The organism is Rahnella sikkimica, assembly GCF_002951615.1.
GTDB classification, from domain to species: domain Bacteria; phylum Pseudomonadota; class Gammaproteobacteria; order Enterobacterales; family Enterobacteriaceae; genus Rahnella; species Rahnella sikkimica.
Map to the genome: position 1 here is coordinate 4,537,439 of NZ_CP019062.1, position 19,062 is coordinate 4,556,500.

Annotated in this window: 18 protein-coding genes and 1 pseudogene; 10 read left to right on the forward strand and 9 right to left on the reverse strand. The window is 53.7% G+C overall.

The features are described from left to right. The first annotated feature begins 503 nt into the window (after positions 1-503). Positions 504-2,105: a PTS transporter subunit EIIC gene (locus BV494_RS20990; RefSeq protein ID WP_104924575.1), complete on the forward strand. Its 1,602-nt coding sequence runs from the start codon at positions 504-506 to the stop codon at positions 2,103-2,105. 6 nt (positions 2,106-2,111) lie between these two features. Here BV494_RS20990 and BV494_RS20995 read toward each other — a convergent pair whose 3' ends face one another. Together BV494_RS20995 and BV494_RS21000 are read right to left on the reverse strand one after the other, a co-directional pair. Beyond that, positions 2,112-2,852 carry a GntR family transcriptional regulator gene (locus tag BV494_RS20995; RefSeq protein ID WP_104924576.1) on the reverse strand — a complete coding sequence of 247 codons (741 nt, stop codon included), beginning with the start codon at positions 2,850-2,852 and terminating at the stop codon, positions 2,112-2,114. Between the two features lie 182 nt (positions 2,853-3,034). Next, complete coding sequence (locus tag BV494_RS21000) at positions 3,035-4,789, reverse strand: ABC transporter ATP-binding protein/permease (protein ID WP_104924577.1); 1,755 nt, start codon at positions 4,787-4,789, stop codon at positions 3,035-3,037. A gap of 129 nt (positions 4,790-4,918) precedes the next feature. On the opposite strand from BV494_RS21000, the gene BV494_RS21005 reads away from it, so the two are divergent. Beyond that, positions 4,919-5,635, forward strand: a complete 717-nt coding sequence (locus BV494_RS21005; protein ID WP_104924578.1) for a tetratricopeptide repeat protein — start codon at positions 4,919-4,921, stop codon at positions 5,633-5,635. Positions 5,636-5,672: 37 nt separating this feature from the next. On the opposite strand, the gene BV494_RS21010 is transcribed toward BV494_RS21005, so the two are convergent. The 4 genes from BV494_RS21010 to BV494_RS21025 all read right to left on the reverse strand — a co-directional run bounded on the left by BV494_RS21010 (position 5,673) and on the right by BV494_RS21025 (position 7,864). Next, positions 5,673-5,969, reverse strand: a complete 297-nt coding sequence (locus BV494_RS21010; RefSeq protein WP_104924579.1) for a HigA family addiction module antitoxin — start codon at positions 5,967-5,969, stop codon at positions 5,673-5,675. Further along, positions 5,969-6,247: a type II toxin-antitoxin system RelE/ParE family toxin gene (locus tag BV494_RS21015; RefSeq protein ID WP_104924580.1), complete on the reverse strand. Its 279-nt coding sequence runs from the start codon at positions 6,245-6,247 to the stop codon at positions 5,969-5,971. Before BV494_RS21015 ends, BV494_RS21010 begins: the two co-directional genes overlap by 1 nt. A 118-nt stretch (positions 6,248-6,365) precedes the next feature. Beyond that, positions 6,366-6,698 carry a DUF805 domain-containing protein gene (locus BV494_RS21020; RefSeq protein WP_104924581.1) on the reverse strand — a complete coding sequence of 111 codons (333 nt, stop codon included), beginning with the start codon at positions 6,696-6,698 and terminating at the stop codon, positions 6,366-6,368. 290 nt (positions 6,699-6,988) lie between these two features. Beyond that, a complete protein-coding gene (locus BV494_RS21025) occupies positions 6,989-7,864 on the reverse strand; it encodes an MBL fold metallo-hydrolase (RefSeq protein WP_192938045.1) in 876 nt (291 codons plus the stop codon). A 116-nt stretch (positions 7,865-7,980) separates the two neighbouring features. On the opposite strand from BV494_RS21025, the gene BV494_RS21030 reads away from it, so the two are divergent. Further along, positions 7,981-8,898: a LysR family transcriptional regulator gene (locus tag BV494_RS21030; protein ID WP_104924582.1), complete on the forward strand. Its 918-nt coding sequence runs from the start codon at positions 7,981-7,983 to the stop codon at positions 8,896-8,898. Between the two features lie 217 nt (positions 8,899-9,115). After that, positions 9,116-10,278 (forward strand): annotated as a pseudogene (locus tag BV494_RS21035) (MFS transporter). A gap of 77 nt (positions 10,279-10,355) precedes the next feature. Here BV494_RS21035 and BV494_RS21040 read toward each other — a convergent pair. Beyond that, a complete protein-coding gene (locus BV494_RS21040) occupies positions 10,356-11,285 on the reverse strand; it encodes a LysR family transcriptional regulator (protein WP_104924583.1) in 930 nt (309 codons plus the stop codon). A 134-nt stretch (positions 11,286-11,419) separates the two neighbouring features. Between BV494_RS21040 and lysA the strand changes: the two genes are divergently transcribed. Continuing rightward, a complete protein-coding gene (lysA, locus tag BV494_RS21045; protein ID WP_104924584.1) occupies positions 11,420-12,679 on the forward strand; it encodes a diaminopimelate decarboxylase in 1,260 nt (419 codons plus the stop codon). 139 nt (positions 12,680-12,818) lie between these two features. Here lysA and BV494_RS21050 read toward each other — a convergent pair whose 3' ends face one another. Further along, positions 12,819-13,139, reverse strand: a complete 321-nt coding sequence (locus BV494_RS21050; RefSeq protein ID WP_101079260.1) for a PTS lactose/cellobiose transporter subunit IIA — start codon at positions 13,137-13,139, stop codon at positions 12,819-12,821. Between the two features lie 279 nt (positions 13,140-13,418). Here BV494_RS21050 and BV494_RS21055 point away from each other — a divergent pair, with 279 nt between their 5' ends. From BV494_RS21055 to BV494_RS21075, 5 genes are all read left to right on the forward strand, one after another. Beyond that, a complete protein-coding gene (locus BV494_RS21055; RefSeq protein ID WP_104924585.1) occupies positions 13,419-14,762 on the forward strand; it encodes a PTS sugar transporter subunit IIC in 1,344 nt (447 codons plus the stop codon). A 22-nt stretch (positions 14,763-14,784) separates the two neighbouring features. Next, positions 14,785-16,221, forward strand: a complete 1,437-nt coding sequence (locus tag BV494_RS21060) for a glycoside hydrolase family 1 protein (RefSeq protein WP_104924586.1) — start codon at positions 14,785-14,787, stop codon at positions 16,219-16,221. A 14-nt stretch (positions 16,222-16,235) separates the two neighbouring features. Then, a complete protein-coding gene (locus tag BV494_RS21065; RefSeq protein ID WP_101079257.1) occupies positions 16,236-16,553 on the forward strand; it encodes a PTS sugar transporter subunit IIB in 318 nt (105 codons plus the stop codon). A gap of 69 nt (positions 16,554-16,622) precedes the next feature. Then, entirely contained in the window at positions 16,623-17,396 is a 774-nt protein-coding gene (locus tag BV494_RS21070; protein ID WP_104924587.1) for an FCD domain-containing protein, read from the forward strand. Positions 17,397-17,398: 2 nt separating this feature from the next. After that, positions 17,399-17,848, forward strand: coding sequence for a GNAT family N-acetyltransferase (locus BV494_RS21075; RefSeq protein WP_104924588.1), 450 nt, complete (start codon positions 17,399-17,401; stop codon positions 17,846-17,848). Here BV494_RS21075 and galR read toward each other — a convergent pair. Further along, positions 17,845-18,849, reverse strand: coding sequence for an HTH-type transcriptional regulator GalR (galR, locus tag BV494_RS21080; RefSeq protein ID WP_104924589.1), 1,005 nt, complete (start codon positions 18,847-18,849; stop codon positions 17,845-17,847). The two genes, BV494_RS21075 and galR, sit on opposite strands and share 4 nt — an antisense overlap. Positions 18,850-19,062: the final 213 nt, after the last annotated feature.

The following is a 19,062-nucleotide window of genomic DNA, read 5'->3' on the forward strand; positions in this document are numbered from 1 at the left end:
GTTTCAAAATGGAAGATAAATGTTGCGGTATAAACCCTTGCATTATTGAGGTTTTAATCATTTCGTGCAGTGGTAAAGAACAGTAAAGTTGTTACTTAGTAAACTAATTAATTGCTCTTGCGAATAGTACTCAGCAGAATATTCTGAAAGTTAATGAATTGTTGTGGGGCGAAGAAGTGTGAGCCTGATCAAACAAATTTATACATTTTAACCTGCCGCTTACCAGAAAAGGCTGAAGGTTCTTGCGGTCTGCCGTTACCTTATGGCCTGAGAGCGAGCAGTTCTCACATTTGCTTGTTGCCAGCCGTTCTGAACGACGGTCAGTTGCAACCCCCATGCCCACAGTCCGATGTGGGCTTTTTTTTATTCAGACCTCACTCGTTTTCTTCCCGCAAAACTGTGATCACTTTCATACTCCTGACCTCTATGTCTATACAACTATACATTCTGTGACTTAACTCAATTAACGGCTTATTTTTAGCCACCCCATTGAGGGAATTCAGATGATTAAACTTGGCAGCAAAATTCACGACCTGGGCAAAGCCCTGATGACGCCTATCTCGGTGATTGCCGCCGCCGGGATCTTCTTAGGGCTGGCGGCCGCATTACAGAACCCGGCGGTGACCGGCGAAACCTTCGCGCAGATGAAAATTTTACAACTGGTGATCGGGTTTATCCGTCAGGTTTCGGGCGCATTGTTCGCCAACCTTCCGCTGTTCTTTGCCGTGGCGACCGCGATGGGTCTGGCCAATGCGGAAAAGGCCACGGCAGCCTTTTCCGCAGTGATTGGCTTCGTCGGGTTGCACGTCGGGGTGAATTACAGCCTGCTGGCGCAGGGAATTTCACCGGACACCCTTACCGTTGCGAAGCTCACCGCCAACGGTATGACCGAAACGAATGCGATGATTTACGCCGCTGAGTTCACCCACACGCTGGGGATTTTCACCTACAACATGAGCGTGCTGGGCGGTGTGCTGGTCGGGTTGATCACCATGTGGCTGCATAACCGGTTCTATACGATTGTGCTGCCGACGGCGATTGCGTTCTTCGGCGGACGGCGTTTCGTGCCGATTATTACGATCCTCGTGTTGCCCATTGTCGGTGTCATTATGTCGCTGATCTGGCCGACGATTGCGCAAGGCATTCAGTGGGTTGGCGAGCTGATTGGCCGCACCGGAGAAGCCGGGACGTTTATCTATGCGACGTCGGAGCGGCTGCTGATCCCAACCGGTTTGCATCACATCATCAATGAAACCGTGCGTTTTACGCCGATTGGCGGGGTGACGACGGTGGATAACCAGAGCATTGTCGGGGCGCTGAATATCTTCAATGCCGCGCTGGCCAATCCGGGGATGATCCCGGACGCCGTCACGCAGCAGGCTACGCGGTTCCTGGCGCAGGGGAAAATTCCGGTCATGATGTTTGGTTTACCGGCCGCCGCGCTGGCGATGTATCACTGCGCGCGCCCTGAACATAAAGGCCGCGTGAAAGCGCTGATGCTGGCGGGCGGGCTGGCGTCCTTTACCACCGGGATCACCGAGCCGCTCGAGTTCTGCTTTATCTTCGTGTCGCCAGTGCTGTATGTCCTGCACGCGGTGCTGACCGGGCTTTCGTTCGTGCTGATGCAGATGCTGCATGTGATGATCGGTAACGTGCAGGGCGGGGCGATCGACTTCCTGATCTTCGGCGTACTGGGCGGCAGCAAAACGCACTGGTGGTATCCGCTGATCCTCGGGATCATCTACGCGCCGGTGTATTACTTCAGTTTCCGCTGGGTGATTTTACGGATGCAGGTGAAAACGCCGGGGCGTGAAGATGAAAATGATGCAGAAGAACGTGCAAAACCGGCGCAGGGAACCGGCGAGAACACCAGAAATATTATTACCGGTCTGGGAGGCGAGGGGAATATTACCGCCGTCGACTGCTGCTTTACCCGTTTGCGCGTGAAGGTAAAAGATATGGCTCAGGTGCAGGACGGCACGTTAATGAAAACCGGTGCGGCGGGGGTGAAACGGATCACTGACACCGACGTTCACGTGATCTATGGTCCTCAGGTGGAACAGGTGGCGAATCTGGTGAAAGCGGAGCTGTCAGGCATCGCCTGATGGCGGCTAGCTTTTAACTTTGGCATGGACGCTGAAGCTGTAGTTTTTCTGGTTGTAGTAAACGTCGGATACTTCAAACAGCGTGCCGTCGGTAAACGACACCACGGCATGCGAATGCAGCACCGGCTGGTCGCGTGAGAGATGCAGCGCAAGGCGGATTTGGTTCGAAGGCAGTTCGGCGGAAATCAGTTTTGTGCTGCCCGCAGGCTGAAAACCTTTGGATCGCAGATAGGCGTATTTCGAGGACGTCATCGCCGCGCGGTTGATATCCGGCAGATTCTCGGCACGCATCCAGCACTGCTCATATACGAATGGCTCATCGCCCAGCAGCCGCAGGCGGATCATAAAATACACGTCCGTCCCCGCCGGTATATTCAGCTCACGGGCAATACTCTCGCTGGCGGGCATCCGGCGAAATTCCAGCACCTGATTTTCAATACGCTGATTATTTTCCTGCGCGACTTCGCTGGCGGTCAGATGCCGGTCGAGCGGCAGGACGATTTTCTGCTGTTCGCCGGGTTCAACCACGAAGGTGCCGCGTCCGCGAAAACGCGCCACGCGTCCCTGGCGCACCAGATAATCCACCGCTTTGCGCGCCGTCATGCGTGATACGCCGTAGATCTCGCACAATGCGGCTTCCGTCGGGATCGGGTCACCGGGTTTGATCTCGCCCGCGCTGATTTTCTCAGTAAGTTGCTGTTCGATTTGCAGGTAAAGCGGCGTGAACGAGTTCTTATCTATTTTCATCAGACCTGTACCACCGGATTTAAAGAAAGTCACTTAAGGATAATTGTATAGTCAGGTATACATTTGAACCAACCAGACGGTTGATTTTCTGCGCGAAATGGGTGTCAGGACACAAAAAAGAAAGGTTGCTGACATCAGCAACCTTTCTGCAGTTAGACACCCCCGGACGGTGGCGTCAGCGCTTACTCAGGCAAAATGGCCGAGGATGTGAATCCGCACGGACCGTTTTCCTGATTTTTGAACCGCCAGCAGTGCTGATGGTACTTCGCGACCGTATTACGGTGCGCCACGCTGATGACCGACGTCCCCGGCAATTCGCTTAACAGCAGCGCGTAAACCTGTTGCTCGGTTTCGTCATCCAGCGCACTGGTGGCTTCGTCGAGGAACAGGGTGTCCGGTTTGATCAGCAAAGCACGCGCAAACGAGAGACGCTGCTGTTCACCCGGCGACAGGCGCTGGCTCCAGTTGGCGTAATCGTCCAGAATTTCAACCGCAGCCAGATGCGGCAGACGGCATTGTTCCAGCACGCGTTGCAGCTGTTCGTCGGTATATTCGCGGCTGGCGTCAGGGTAACTCAGCGCATCGCGCAGCGTGCCAATCGGGATATAACTGCGCTGCGGCAGGAACAGATAACTTTTCCCTTCTGCCAGCGTAATTTTGCCGGAACCGTAAGGCCAGATACCCGCAATAGCGCGCAGTAACGTGGATTTACCGCAGCCGGAAGGGCCGGCAATCAGCACGCGCTCACCCGGTTTCATAGCCGCCGAAACGTTACAGAACAGCGGATTTCCGTTCGGCAGATTCAGCGTCAGCTGATCCAGTTGCAGGGCATGTTCCGCACTTTTCTCCACGCTGATCCCGCGTGGCTGGGCATTCACCTGATCAATCGCCGCATTAAAACCGGCAAGACGGTTAACGGTGGCTTTCCAGCTGGCCAGATCGGTGAACGCATCGATAAACCAGGATAACGATCCCTGAACCTGACCGAACGCCGAGGCGATTTGCATCAGCGCACCCATCTGGATCGCACCGGAGAAATAACGCGGGGAGGCCACCAGAATCGGGAAGATATTGGCGAACTGGCCGTAAAAGTTTGAGGCAATATTCAGGCGACGGGTGACACGCATAATCGACCACCAGTTGGTTTTGATGGAATCAAACTTGCCGGAAAGTTGCTCGCGCTCGTTTTTCTCGCCGTGATACAACGCAATCGCGTCGCTGTTTTCACGGATACGAATCAGACCAAAACGGAAGTTCGCCTCGAACCATTCCTGGTTAAACCCAAGTTTGACCAGCGGTTTACCGATCCACCATATAATGAAGGATCCCAGCGCGGCGTAGAGCAGGGCGAACCACAGCATATAGCCCTGAATTTCGAAATGATGGCCGCCCAGCACGAAGCTCAGTGGACCGCTGATGGACCATAAAATGAAGACAAACGAGAACAGCGTGACCACGCTCGACAGCAGCCCGAGCACCAGTGAAAGCGTGCCGCTGGTCAGCGCATTCAGATCAGACGCAATACGCTGATCGGGGTTATCCACCTGATGCTGATACTCCGTGTAATAATAGGCGTGATTGGTCAGCCACTTCTCCATATACTCTTCGGTCATCCAGCGACGCCAGCTCATTTGCAGGCCCTGCGTCAGGTAAACGCGGTAAACCGCAATGACGATGAAGAGCAGCGCCAGCCACGTGAATTTGAATAGCTGGGCTTTGAAAACCGGATAGTTTCTGTTTTGCAGCGCGTCATAAAACACGCGGTTCCATTCGTTTAGCAGCACGCTGATGTAAACGGTTGCCAGTGAGAGGATAACGATAGTGGTCAACATGCCCCAGGCTCGCCACTTTTCTTCTGAGCGCCAGTAAGGCTTAATTAACTGCCAGACGGCGCCCCATTGCGCCGATTTCCCAGGTTTTTTAGTCATAATAGCCATTAGTCATCGATATGTTGTGAAGCCAATCATCCCAGAATGAGTGTCTCAGTGCGATAGGGCAATGAACCACTTGTAAGGATGTTTTTCCAGCACGAAGCTCTGTAGACCACAAAAGTAGAAGGATGTTTGATGAAAGTCGCAGTGAATTTACTGCTGGTGGCAGGATGTTTTGCCAGTGTTGAGGCGTTTGCTCAGATTGATGAACCGGATATTGCGAATGATTGCGTGAAAGCGGGCATCTATGCGGCCGCCGGAAAGGTAGCGTATCAGCAAGGGGATTTCGCCAAAGCGCGGGAAATTTTCCGTAATCAGGTGGCCTGGAGTGAGTTTTGCCACAAGCCGCAGGACCAGATTGCGACGGCTTACAACAACATCGCACTGACGTACATGAAGCAGGGAGATTACCTGAAAGCCAAAGCCTGGCTGATGCTGGTGCCTGCGGACAAAAAATCACAATTCAATCTCAGCCAGATCCAGCCAAAACTGGATGCTTTACCGCAGCCGGCGTCTCCGGCGGGTGTCTACTGGCAATACGCCGGGTTTGGCAGCTGGAATCTGGTGGAAGTGAAAGCGGAAGAAGCGCAGTTCAAAATCGATTTCACCGGCATGTACATGGGGCAAATGTCGTTGTACTACGGCCCGAATACCGGCGACTTTTCCGTCGTGACGGCGGTGAAAGATAACCACGCGGTTTACCACGAAGCCGACGATACCGCGGCCAGCGGCGGCCAGTGCAGCGTGGAGATGAAATTTGATGCTGCCAGCGTGATGCTTCACACCACCGGCGACTGCGGTTTCGGACAGAACGTCCGCGCCGAAGGGCAGTTTGTCAGGGTGACGCAGTAGGTTGTGGTGAGGATTTTCAGGTAATAAAAAACCCGCGTTATGCGGGTTTTAAGGTCATGACCAGCCGGTGCAATCCGCTGGTGTCCACCGTTTGTTCTGCTATCCACAAGCTCCGGTTTGCCTGCAACTTCAACCAGTACTCTGCTGAGCTTCCCAATACCGCTGCCAGCTTAACCGCCATTTCCGGCGTCACGGCCATTTTCCCTGTCACGATCCGCTGAGCCGTTGAAGGCGCGATGTGTAGCGCGCGGGCAAATTCACGCACGCTGACATTCAGCTCATCCAGCGTTTCTGCAATCAGTTCACCGGGATGAGGCGGGTTATGCATGTTCATCAGTGATAATCCTCATAATTGACGATGTAAGCATTTCCATCGATAAATTCAAAGGTGATACGCCAGTTGCCCGAAACCGTAACTGCCCATTGTCCATGTCGGGAACCTTGTAAGGCATGCAGTCCGTAGCCGGGGCGATCGATATCGCCGATAAACTCAGCCGCATGAAGAGTTGCCAGCCGGAGTCGTAGTTTTTTTGCATGTTCAGCGTTGATGCCTGAGGTCGAGCCGGACGTAAAAAAACGACTGAGCCCTTTGTGTTTGAAATCCTTAATCATCCGTTGCATCCTGCGTGTTGCGGCTTACGCAACAGTATAAAGGGTGTTGCGTGTGAAGCAACACCCTTTGTCAAAAATGAATAGTTTCAGGTGTACGAAGCCAGATTTCCTACGAGTCCTACGCCTGAGTTTCCGCCGGATAAGGGCCAAAGCGGTTATCTTCAGGATCGCTTTTAAAGAACATCAGGAAAAAATTAAAAAACGGACAAAGGATCCACCAGCCACTATATCCGGCATCGTGATTGCGGCGGACACTGAGAGCCAGACTCGGTACTAATATGAATGCTGTATAAATAATTATCATGATAAACGGATCGCCCAGTAATCCAGCTATCAGGCCAATGGCCATGCTGATAAGCCAGTTAAACAAAACAAACCACCAGTACTCTCTTCTTTTTGCCCGGCCAGAAAATGTTGCGTAATTTTTTAATGCCTTGATATACCAATTCATAATATTCCTTTATATAAATTGAAACGGGTAATCCCTGAATGAATGGGACATTCCCTTTGCCTTTGAGGGGAAGTGTAATGCAGTGCGGAGTCTAATACGGGGGAAGTGAGGCTTCAATTACTGATTAATACAATGCCATTGTTTGATAAGGCTTTTTTTGGATTTTCAGGAAAGAGTGAATGCTAACGCTATGATAAATAGTAAAGGCGGGGTTTCTGTATTTTCTTAAAATAAAAAACGGCGATAAATAATATCGCCGTGGGATTTTATTAATTATTTAAAAAGAGTATTTACTGCGGCCACTTCATTTCGCCCTTCAATACTTTTGCGCTCAGTTGTAATGAAGAATCGTCTTTCAGTTGCGGGTAATGTTTTTTCATCGCAGCGACCAGCGCTGCGGAATCTTTGGCTTTCGGCAGTTCTTTTTCCAGCGTCAGCAGATAGTTGCGGGTAAATTTCACCGCTTCCAGCGTCTGAGAGGCGCCCTGCAGGAAATGCCCCGGCACCACGACGGACGGTTTCAGTGCAGTGATTTCATCCAGTGCTTCGACCCACTGTTTGCGCGATGCCGTGGTTTGCGTATCGGCAGTCCAGACATGCATGTTGTCGCCATTGACCAGCACGCCGCCGACCACCGCTTTCAGCGACGGGATCCACACGAAAGTGCGCTCTGCATCCACGCCCTGAATTTCAAACTTGTGGCCTTCCAGTTCGAAAGATTTGCCCTTCAGCGCAACCGGAACCACCACTGATTTCGGCGCATTGTCTTTCAGTTGCGGTCCCCAGAAGGCGACTTTGCCGTCTTTGGTGGCATTGATCTGATCGACCGTTGCCTGCGTGGCGATGATTTTAGCCTCCGGGAAAGCCGCGTGGATCACATCCAGGCCAAAGTAAAAATCCGGGTCCGACTGACTGATGTACACGGTGGTCAGCTTTTTGCCGGTTGCTTTGATCATCTCCACCAGTTTCTCAGCGTCATTACGCTGGAACTGTGCGTCGATCAGCACCGCTTCTTTTTCGCCGGTAATGATTTCAGAAGAGACCGGGAACACGCTGTGTTCTCCGGGGTTATAAACGTCCATTTTCAGCGCGGTGGCTGCATGAGCGGACAGGCTGCTGCCCAGCAGGGCGGCGATCAGGGTCAGGGGTTTCAGAGACAGGCGCATAGCATTTCCTCAGAGAGCAAAAATAATCACGTTCAGTAAGCATCTACTGTACGTTGCATATTCCGCGAGAAAAACAGGATAATGCGCAACTGTTTGTTGCATAAACCGGACGAATCATGGACAGAATTACCGCTGCACAAGTGTTTGTTGCCATCGTGGAACGCGGAAGCATGATCAATGCCGCCGAGTCGCTGAATATGTCGCGGGCGATGGTAACGCGTTATTTGTCGGAGATGGAAAAGTGGTCGGGCGCGCGCCTGCTGCACCGTTCCACCCGCAAACTCAGCCTGACCGACGCTGGTGAAAACACGCTGGCGCGGTGCCGCAAAATGTTATCGGTCGCAGCGGAAATGGGCAGCGTGGCCGATACCGGCAATGAAGCGCTGCGCGGTTTACTGCGCCTGAGTTGTTCGCAATCTTTCGGGCAGGGCGCGGTGGTGATTGCCGTCAGCGAGTTTTTGCGGCGTCACCCGCAGGTGAGCATTGATCTCCAGCTGGAAAGCCGGGCGATCAATCTGGTGGAAGACCGTATCGATCTGGCGCTGCGCATCACCAATGATCTGGATCCGAATCTGATCGCCCGTCCGCTGGCGCTGTGCCCGTCGGTGGTGTGCGCGTCTCCGGCCTATCTTGCCGCGCACGGAACCCCGCTGCATCCTCAGGATCTGAGCGTCCACAACTGCCTGACGTACACGTATTTCGGCAAAAGCCTGTGGCAGTTTGAACATCAGGGCGAAAAAGCAACAGTGCCGGTGAGCGGTAATCTGAGCGCCAATGAGTCGCTGGTGTTGCTCACCGGCGCAGTGGAAGGCGCGGGGATCGTGATGCAACCTTACTATTCTGCCGCGCCGCTGATTGCGCGCGGGCAACTGGTTTCCCTGCTGGAGGGCTGGCAGCCGCAGGAAATGGGGATTTACGCGATTTACGCGTCACGGCGGCAGATGCCTGCGGCGCTGCGTGCCTTGCTCGATTTTCTGGTGGAATGGTTCAAAGGGCATCCGCGCTGGTTGTCCCTGACGGATGAAAAGCGCTGAGCCGTTGCGCAAGGAGAGCACTGGAATCGGTTCCTTTTCCGCTTTTATCGCTTTTTATGCAATGTATTGTTATGTAAAGATTAAACCGGATATCGGACATTTTGCGGGCAGCCAGGGCACAGACTGCGTCTGGTCAAAAGTGTGATCAACGTGGTATTTAAGCCAATCCGGCGAAATGCCGGAGCCTTTAATCATAACGAAAATATCCGGAGTATTTATGCCTGTCGCACTCCTGGCACTGGCGCTAAGCGCATTTGCCATCGGTACCACCGAATTCGTCATCATGGGGCTGTTGCCCAATGTGGCGGGTGATCTGAATGTCAGCATTCCTTCCGCAGGCTGGTTAATCAGCGGTTATGCGCTGGGTGTGGCTATCGGTGCGCCAATCATGGCCGTGCTGACGGCCAAACTGCCACGTAAGAAAACCCTGCTGCTGCTGATGAGCATCTTTATTATCGGCAACGTCATGTGTGCATTGTCTTACAGCTACGGCTTCCTGATGCTGGCGCGCGTGATCACCGCACTGTGCCACGGCGCGTTCTTCGGGATTGGCGCGGTCGTGGCGGCCAGTCTGGTGGCACCGAACCGCCGGGCTTCTGCGGTGGCGCTGATGTTTACCGGCCTGACGCTGGCGAACGTGCTGGGTGTTCCGCTGGGTACTGCGCTGGGGCAGGCTTTTGGCTGGCGTTCAACGTTCTGGGTCGTGGCCGTCATCGGCGTGGCGTCGCTGTTTGCGCTGTATAAAAAGCTGCCGGATAAGAAAGAAGAAGAGCCAACCGATCTGCGCAAAGAAATCCGTGCGCTGGGCAGCCTTGGCTTGTGGTTGTCGCTGTCGATCACGGTCTTCTTTTCTGCGGCGATGTTCGCGCTGTTCACCTATATCGCGCCGATCCTGACGGAAATTACCGGCGTGTCCGAGCACGGTGTCAGCTGGACGCTGCTGCTGATTGGTCTCGGTCTGACCATCGGTAACGTGGTCGGCGGGCGTCTGGCGGACTGGCGTCTGGGTGTTTCCCTGACAATGACTTTCCTGCTGATCGCCGTGTTTTCCGTGCTGTTTAGCTTCACCAGCGTGCATCTGGTGGCCGCAGAAATCACGCTGTTCATCTGGGCGATGGTGAACTTTGCCGCCGTTCCGGCCTTGCAGGTGAACGTGGTGACGTACGGCAAACACGCGCCGAATCTGGTATCGACGCTCAATATTGCAGCCTTCAACGTCGGTAACGCGCTGGGTGCCTGGGTGGGTGGCGTGGTGATTGAACGCGGGCTGGGCCTGAGCGTTGTCCCGCTGGCGGCGGGGGGTTGGGCGCTGTCGGCTTTGTGTTGTGCGTGATCACCTTCCGCCGTGCGGCGAAAAAGGCTGAGAAAGTTGTTGCATAACGCGCGGTTTAATCAACAAATCGTACTGTGCAAAGAAGCCACGCGGATTATCTCCGGCGTGGCTTTTTTGTTTCCGGTCACCCGCCGACGGCCACCTCAAGGCGTTCCGCGAACCGTTGCGCCTGCTCATGACAATGCTCAATAAACGTTGCGACCAGCGCGGAAGCGGGGCGGTGCAGCGGTTTGATCAGGCTGACGGTAAACGGCACGGCGACGCTGAATTCGCGGATCACCACGCCGTGGTCGCGTTCGGCATAATCCAGCGCCGTCAGCGGATTGACCACCGACACCCCCGCGCCTTCGCGCACCATGCTGCACACCGAAGCGGCGCTGTGCGTTTCCATCACCAGCCGCCGGGCAACCTGCTGCTCGGCGAACAGCGTATCCAGCAACTGCCGGTAGCTGTCGGTGGCCGACAAACTGATGAAGTTCAGGCCGCTGAAATCCTGCGGCGTCAGGCACTTTTTCGCTGCCAGCGGATGACCTGCGGGCAGCACGCAAACTTCGTTGAGCGTCAGCAACGTCTGGCGTTTGGTACCGGCAGGTGTCTGGGTGTTTTCAGTCAGCCCCAGATCATGGCGCTGCGCCGACAGCCACTCTTCCAGCAGCGGTGATTCCTGCGGCACGATGTTAAAACTGACGTCAGGATATTTGTCGAGAAACGGTTTACAGACCGCCGGTAACAGCGACTGGCTGAAAACCGGCAGACAGGCAATCGACAGTTGCGCCTGCTCAAACTGGCGGATCCCTTCTGCTGCACTGATGATCCTGTCCAGCCCGTAATACGATCGCTGCACTTCCTCAAACAGCCGCAAACCCTGCACTGTCGGGTATAAACGCCCGCGCAGACGTTCGAATAACTGAAGGTTTAGCAGTTTTTCACAGCGCGCCAGCTCGCGGCTGACCGTTGGCTGTGAAGTATTGAGCAACGCGGCGGCTTCGGTCAGGTTGCCGGTCGTCATCACGGCATGAAAGATTTCGATGTGGCGCAGGGAGAGAGCGGGCATGGGTTATCGCATTCCGGGAAGACGTTAAGTCATATCATAAATGAATAGACTGGGCTGAAATAGATATTTTTCCGCCGCTTCATCTGCCGTCATACTGAACGAAATATGACAGCCTTCACCTGACGGAAAATCTTATGCCACGCGCCCTGAACGATACGTCCACTGCACTTAACGCCGCGAATTTGCTGGCGCTCCCGCAACAATTTGGTTGCCCGGTCTGGGCGTACGACGCTGAAATCATTAAGCAGCGTATCGCGCAGTTGCGTGATTTTGACGTGATCCGCTTTGCGCAAAAAGCCTGTTCGAATATTCACATTCTGCGCCTGATGCGCGGGCAGGGCGTGAAAGTGGACTCGGTATCGCTGGGCGAAATCGAGCGTGCGCTGGTGGCCGGTTTTATTCCCGGTCGTGAAAACAGTGAAATCGTGTTTACCGCCGACGTGTTGGATCAGCCTACGCTTGAGCGCGTGACGGCGCTGGATATTCCGGTAAACGCCGGTTCCATTGATATGCTCGGCCAGATTGGTCAGCACAAAGCCGGGCATCCGGTGTGGCTGCGTGTAAATCCGGGCTTCGGTCACGGTCATAGCCAGAAAACCAATACCGGCGGTGAAAACAGCAAACACGGGATCTGGCATGCCGATTTGCCGCAGGCGCTGGCTGAAATTGCCCGTTACGACCTGAAACTGGTGGGCATTCATATGCACATCGGTTCCGGCGTGGATTACGGCCATCTTGAGCAGGTTTGTGATGCCATGGTTCGCCAGGTCATTGAAACCGGACACGATATTGAAGCGATTTCAGCGGGCGGCGGGTTGTCGATTCCGTATCATTTTGACGAAGAATCTATCGATACCGGCCACTATTTTGGTTTGTGGAACCGTGCGCGTGAGCAGATTGCGGCGCATCTCGGGCATGAGGTGAAACTGGAAATCGAACCGGGGCGTTTCCTGGTCGCGGAATCCGGTGTGCTGGTGGCGCAAATCCGTGCGGCGAAAAACATGGGCAGCCGCCATTTCGTGTTGTGCGACGCCGGGTTTAACGATCTGATGCGTCCGGCGATGTACGGCAGTTATCACCATATTTCACTGTTACCGGCAGATGGCCGTGACCTCAGCGGTCAGCCGCTGACGGAATCCGTGATTGCCGGGCCTTTGTGTGAATCCGGCGACGTATTTACCCAGCAGGCGGGCGGCGGCGTTGAAACCTTCCCGCTGCCACCGGTGCAGATCGGCGATTATCTGGTGTTCCACGATACCGGCGCCTACGGCGCATCGATGTCTTCCAACTACAACACCCGTCCGCTGCTGCCTGAAGTGCTGTTCGAAAATGGCGTTCCGCGGTTGATTCGCCGCCGTCAGACGGTAGATGAACTGATTGCCCTGGAGCTATAATTCCCCGTCATCCTCCGAGCTGCCCCTGCGTTGGCTGCCATCGCGAACCCCGGTCACATACTCATGTATGCTCCCGGGGTTCACTCAGTTGCCGCCTTGATGCAACTCGAATGATTTAGGGGACGTTTCTACACCGGACTCACGCCTTCTCAAACATCTCTTTGCGCAGTAACACGATTTCTTCGGCCAGTTCGCGGCACAGCATGGCGGTCATCAGATGATCCTGCGAATGCACCATGATCAGATTGACCGGTATTTTCCCCACGCCTTCATCCAGCCCGATCAGCTGCGTCTGCACTTTGTGCGCGACGCGCGCCGCATCGTCTGAGGCTTTCAGCATGGCATCGGCCTGTTCCCATTCCTTTTTACGGGCGTGCTGAATCGCCATCATCGCGTTAGAACGCGCTTCCCCGGCGTTGATCAATAACTCCATTACCGTTTGTTCCAGATCGAATTCCATCGACATCTCCAAAAATTGGTATACCAGAAAGGGGTGAATTCATCATATTGGAATTCCAATATTCACATGTGAGAACGCTGTCACAGAAATTAATTCGTATTCCGCTATTTTTTGGCATGCCACATTGCGTAAATTATCGCATAACAGAAATCACGGAATGTCACACAGAAGCGGAATCTGACTTACATTCGCGCCATACCTTTATCCTCTGATACTTACAAAGGTCAATGCGAAACAAACACCTGCAAAGCAAAACACAATATTAAAAGAGGTGGTGTCATGTCATTGAAAGACCGTTTTATCGATTCTCTCGGGGGATTCGCGAATACCTTTAATAGCCTCAGATACATCATGGCGATTAAGGCTTCTTTTATCACGTTAATGCCGGTCATTATCGTGGGGGCATTCTCAGTTTTAATTTCAAATATGGTGATGGATCCGAAAAACGGATTAGCCCACTTTGAAATGTTCTCCTGGCTGGCGACGCTCAAACCGATCATGAGCAGTATTAACTACGCCACGCTGAGCTTCCTGACCATCGGCGCAGTATTTTTAATTGGTATTGAGCTGGGGAAAATTAACGGCTCGCGTTCGTTATTTCCCGGCCTGCTGGCCGTGATTTGTTTTATTGCCGTCACGCCAACGACCGTCGATATGATGGTCAACGGCCAGATGCAGGAAGTCAAAGACGTGCTGGCGAAACAATTTTCCGACACCAAAAGCCTGTTCCTCGGCATGTTTATTGCCATTCTCTCGGTGGAGATATATTCCCGTCTGGAAAAGGTTAACGGCCTGCGCATTAAAATGCCGGAAAGCGTGCCGCCAAATGTGTCGGCGTCTTTCTCCGCGCTGATCCCCGCGATTATTACTGTGGTTATTGTCGCCAGTTTCGGCTTTGTTTTCCATCGTGTGACCGGCATGTATTTGTACGACGCGGTATATCAGGTGATCCAGCGCCCGCTGGAATCGGTGATGCAAAGCCTGCCGGGCATTCTGCTGCTGATGTTTGTCGCGCAGCTGTTCTGGGTCATTGGTATTCACGGCAATCAGATGATTAAACCCATCCGCGAACCGCTGCTGCTGGGCGCGATCATGGTCAACATGACGGCGTTCGAGCAGGGACACGAAGTGCCGAACATCATCACCATGCCGTTCTGGGATGTGTACATGAGTATTGGCGGTTCCGGCTGCACCATCGGGCTTTTGCTGGCGGTCATGCTGGGGACGCGCCGCAAAGAAATGCGCGAAATCGCCAAATTATCGATGGGGCCGGGCTTCTTCAACATCAATGAACCGGTGATTTTCGGTATGCCGATCATGCTCAACCCGATTCTGGCGATTCCGTTCATCATCACGCCGCTCATCACGGGCACCATCGGGTATTTCGCGACCAGCCTGGGCTTTGCCGGCCGCGCCGTGGTGATGGTGCCGTGGACCACGCCGCCGATCATTAACGCCTGGCTGTCAACCGCCGGTTCGATGGGTGCGGTGATTACCCAGCTTGGCTGCATCGTGGTGGCGGTACTGATTTATCTGCCGTTCGTTAAAGTGGCTTCCCGCCGTGCAGAGCAGGCACAGATTGACGCGATTGCGCAGCAGCAAAAACGCGCCGCGACAGCCTGAATTCGGGACAACGAGGAAAATTATGAGCAAGGTTTCAATTACCCTTCCTGACGGATTTATGCTCGGGGCGGCAGCTTCCGCGTGGCAAACCGAAGGCTGGAGTGGCAAAAAGGACGGGCAGGATTCGTATCTGGATCTCTGGTACAAAAATAACCGCCACGTCTGGCACAACGGTTACGGCCCGGCGAAAGCCACCGATTTCATCAACCGCTACAAGGAGGACGTGGCGCTGATGAAAGCCAGCGGGCTGAGCCATTACCGAACCTCGGTCAACTGGTCGCGGTTTCTGACGGACTACGAGCTGGGCACCGTCGATGAAGAATATGCGGCGTACATCGGCAATCTGCTCGATGAGATGAAGCGCAACGGCATCGAGCCGATGTTGTGCCTCGAACATTACGAATTACCGGCGTATCTGATTGAAAAATATGACGGCTGGAGTTCCAAAAAGGTCGTTGAGCTGTTTGTTCTGTACGCGGAAAAAGTGCTTGAGCGCTTTGCCGGAAAGGTCAGTCGCTGGTTCACCTTCAACGAGCCAGTGGTGGTGCAAACCCGCGTGTATCTGGACGCAATCCGCTGGCCGTTCGAGCAGAACACCGCTAAATGGATGCAGTGGAATCACCACAAAGTGCTGGCAACCGCCAGAGTCGTCGAGCTGTTTCACCACAAAGGGTACGGTTCGCACGGCACGATGGGCGTGATTTTAAACCCGGAAGTGACGTACGCCCGTTCAGCGGCGGCGCACGATCAGAAGGCGGCGCATTTATACGATTTATTCTATAACCGCGTATTTTTAGACCCGATGATTAAAGGTGAATACCCGCCGGAATTACTCGATTTACTGCAAAAGCACGGCGTGCATTTTGAGTATTCAGAGCAGGAACTGGCGGTTATCCGCAATAACACGGTGGACGAAGTGGGCATTAATTTGTATTACCCGCACCGTGTTAAAGCGCCGTCCCGTGAATGGAATAAAGAGACGCCATTCCATCCGGCGTTTTACTACGAACATTTTGAACTGCCGGGCCGCCGGATGAATAAATCCCGTGGCTGGGAAATTTACCCGAAAATTGTTTACGACTTTGCGATGCGCATTAAAACGGAGTACGGAAATATTCCGTGGTTCATTGCGGAGAACGGAATGGGGATTGAAAATGAAGGCCAGTTCCGCGATGCCCGCAGCGGGGAAATTCAGGACGATTATCGTATTGAATTTATTGCCGAACATCTTTACTGGACATTAAGGGCGCGGGAAGACGGCGCAAATTGTCAGGGATATATGCTCTGGGCTTTTACCGATAACGTCTCGCCGATGAATGCGTTTAAAAACCGTTACGGTCTGATCGAGATTGATCTTAATAACAACCGTGATCGCCGTCAGAAGAAATCATCTCACTGGTTTAAATCACTCAGTGAAAGTGGTGTGTTGTCTTTAACACTGGACGATGAAGATAAATAACCCGAGGAAACATTATGAAACGACTCGTTTTAGCTTGTTCGGCAGGGATGTCCACTTCCCTTGTGGTCACCAAAATGGAAAAAGAAGCCGCCGCCCGCGGGCTGGAGTTTAAGATTTACGCCATTCCGGAAAATAATCTGCGTGACGAACTTGAGGCTTACGGACGCGATATTCAGGTCGTGCTGTTAGGACCTCAGGTGCGGTTCAAACTGGCGGAAAATAAAAAGCTGACGGATGAACACAACATTCCTATCGCCGTGATCGACATGGTGGCGTATGGCACGCTAAATGGTGCCAAAGTGCTGGATCAGGCATTAAGTTTGATACACTGACCCTTCAGCGTATGTCCATTGGCTCTGTCTTTGGAGCCAATTTGTCAGTCTTTGCATCAGGGTGAATGTGTGGATAAAGGTGTGGTTTCGCAGGACAGAAAGCAGTATCAGGAAATCGGGCACGACCTGCGTGAGCAAATCATGCAGGGGCATTTTGCTGTAGGTTCCCGCCTGCCGCCTGAACGTAATATGGCTGAAACCTACGGCGTCAGCCGGACTATTGTGCGCGAAGCCCTGCTGATGCTGGAACTCGAAGGCACGGTGGATATCCGCCAGGGTTCAGGCGTTTACGTGATCCGCATTCCTTCGCAGGAAGAAGGCGAAGACGAACTGATGTATCAGGGGCAGATTGGCCCGTTTGAAATCTTACAGGCCCGGCAGTTGCTTGAAAGTAATATTGCCGCGTTTGCCGCCAAAATGGCGACCAAGGCGGATATCGAAAACCTGCGCCGCACGCTGGAACAGGAACAAATCGCGATTGTTGCCAATGACGAGAGTGGCGATAACGACCGGCTTTTTCACCTGCTGATCGCCGGTGCCACGCAAAACCAGATGCTGCTCGATTCCGTCAAAAATATCTGGATGCACCGCGACGCCAGCCCGCTGTGGAAACAATTACACAGTCATATCGCCACGCGTGGTTACCGGCTGAAATGGCTGGCAGATCATCAGAATATTTTGGCCGCACTGCGCCGCCGCGACGTGATGGGGTCGTATCAGGCCATGTGGCAGCACATGGAAAATGTGAAGAATACGCTGATGGAACTTTCTGACGTTGACGCGCCGGAGTTCGACGGTTATCTGTTTGAATCTGTGCCGATTTTTCAGGGGAAAATGGTCTGAGTATGAAGATCATAAATCTCAGCGAACGCCCGGAATTTCAGGAAACCGTCACGGACTGGCTGTGGAAAGCGTTTGGCAGCGAAAACAGCCGGGCGTTTTTCGAAAGCGTCGTGCAGAGCAGCCTGCGCGGTGCGGATTTGCCACAAACCTTTATCGCGCTCGAGGGCGATACGCTGGCGGGTACGGTCGGATTATGGCGCTGCGATTTGATCAGCCGTCAGGATCTCACGCCCTGGCTGGCGGCGCTGTATGTTGATAAAGGTTTCAGGTCGCGCGGGTTGGGGCAGGAATTGCAGGCTTTCGTGCTGGAACACAGCCGCCGCAGCGGCTTTTCCGAACTCTATCTCTACGCTGAATTTACCGGCTACTACGAACGGTTTGGCTGGAAATACATCGGCGATGCGCTGGATTATCCCGACAAACCCGTCCGCGTTTACCAGCAATTCATTTAATTTCCCGGAGAACTCACCGAGTGACGGCGCACCAGCGTCGGGCTGAACATGTGAGTGGTTTCGGGCAGCGGCTGGCCGTTTGCCAGCGCTAACGCCAGCTGCGCCGCCTGATTTGCCATCGCGACAACCGGATAACGCACCGTGGTCAGTCGCGGGCGCAGATAGCGCGAAATCAACACGTCATCAAACCCGATCAGAGAAATTTCCCCCGGCACATCAATGCTGTTATCGCTTAATACCGAAAGCGCACCGGCGGCCATCGGGTCGTTGTAGCAGGTTACGGCGGTAAAACTTTTGCCTAATCCCAGTAAATCCGCCATCGCCTTTTCGCCGCCGATTTCATCGGGTTCGGCGTAGGCAATCAGTTTGTCATCGACAGGAATATTGTGTTCGGTCAGCGCGTCAATGTAGCCCTGAAGACGGTCGCTGGCATCGGAAATGCCGTGGTTGGAACACAAAATGGCGATGCGCTGATGCCCGGCCTGAATCAGATGGCGGGTGGCCAGCCAGGAACCGTAGCGGTCATCAAGCGCAATGCAGCGCTCCTCGAAACCGGGCAGCGTGCGGTTGATCAGCACCATACCGGGAATTTGCTGCATCAGACTGGTCAGTTCATCTTCCGGCAGCATTTTGGCGTGAACCACCAGCGCCGCACAGCGGTGACGGATCAGCTGTTCGATGGCCTGACGCTCTTTTTCCACGTCGTGATAACCGTTACCAATCAGCAGGAAATTGCCGGTCGCATACGCCACCTGTTCGACGGCTTTGACCATCGCGCCAAAAAAAGGATCGGACACGTCGGCCACAATCAGGCCCAGCGTTTCGGTGGCCTGCTGTGCCAGGGCGCGGGCGTTGGCATTTGGATGATATTGCAGATGCTGCATGGCGTTCTGTACGGCTTCCCGCGAGCTTTCACTGGCTTTCGGGGAATGATTTATCACGCGTGAAACGGTCGCAACCGATACGCCTGCCAGTTTTGCTACATCCTTAATCGTTGCCATAACACTTCCGCCATTCCGTGAGGGTAATCGTTTACACTGCCCAGTTTTGCGGAAAAGACCGGTGCCTGCAAGGAGGATGATCGCAACTTTTGGATGCAAGGCGCATGTAACGGAAAAAGAATGCCGCGTTTAACGGAAATCGCAGCCGGAAAGGGCAGAAATGAGTTTGATTAAGAGTATTTGTTCTTTGAACTGAGAACGGCGTGAATGGTA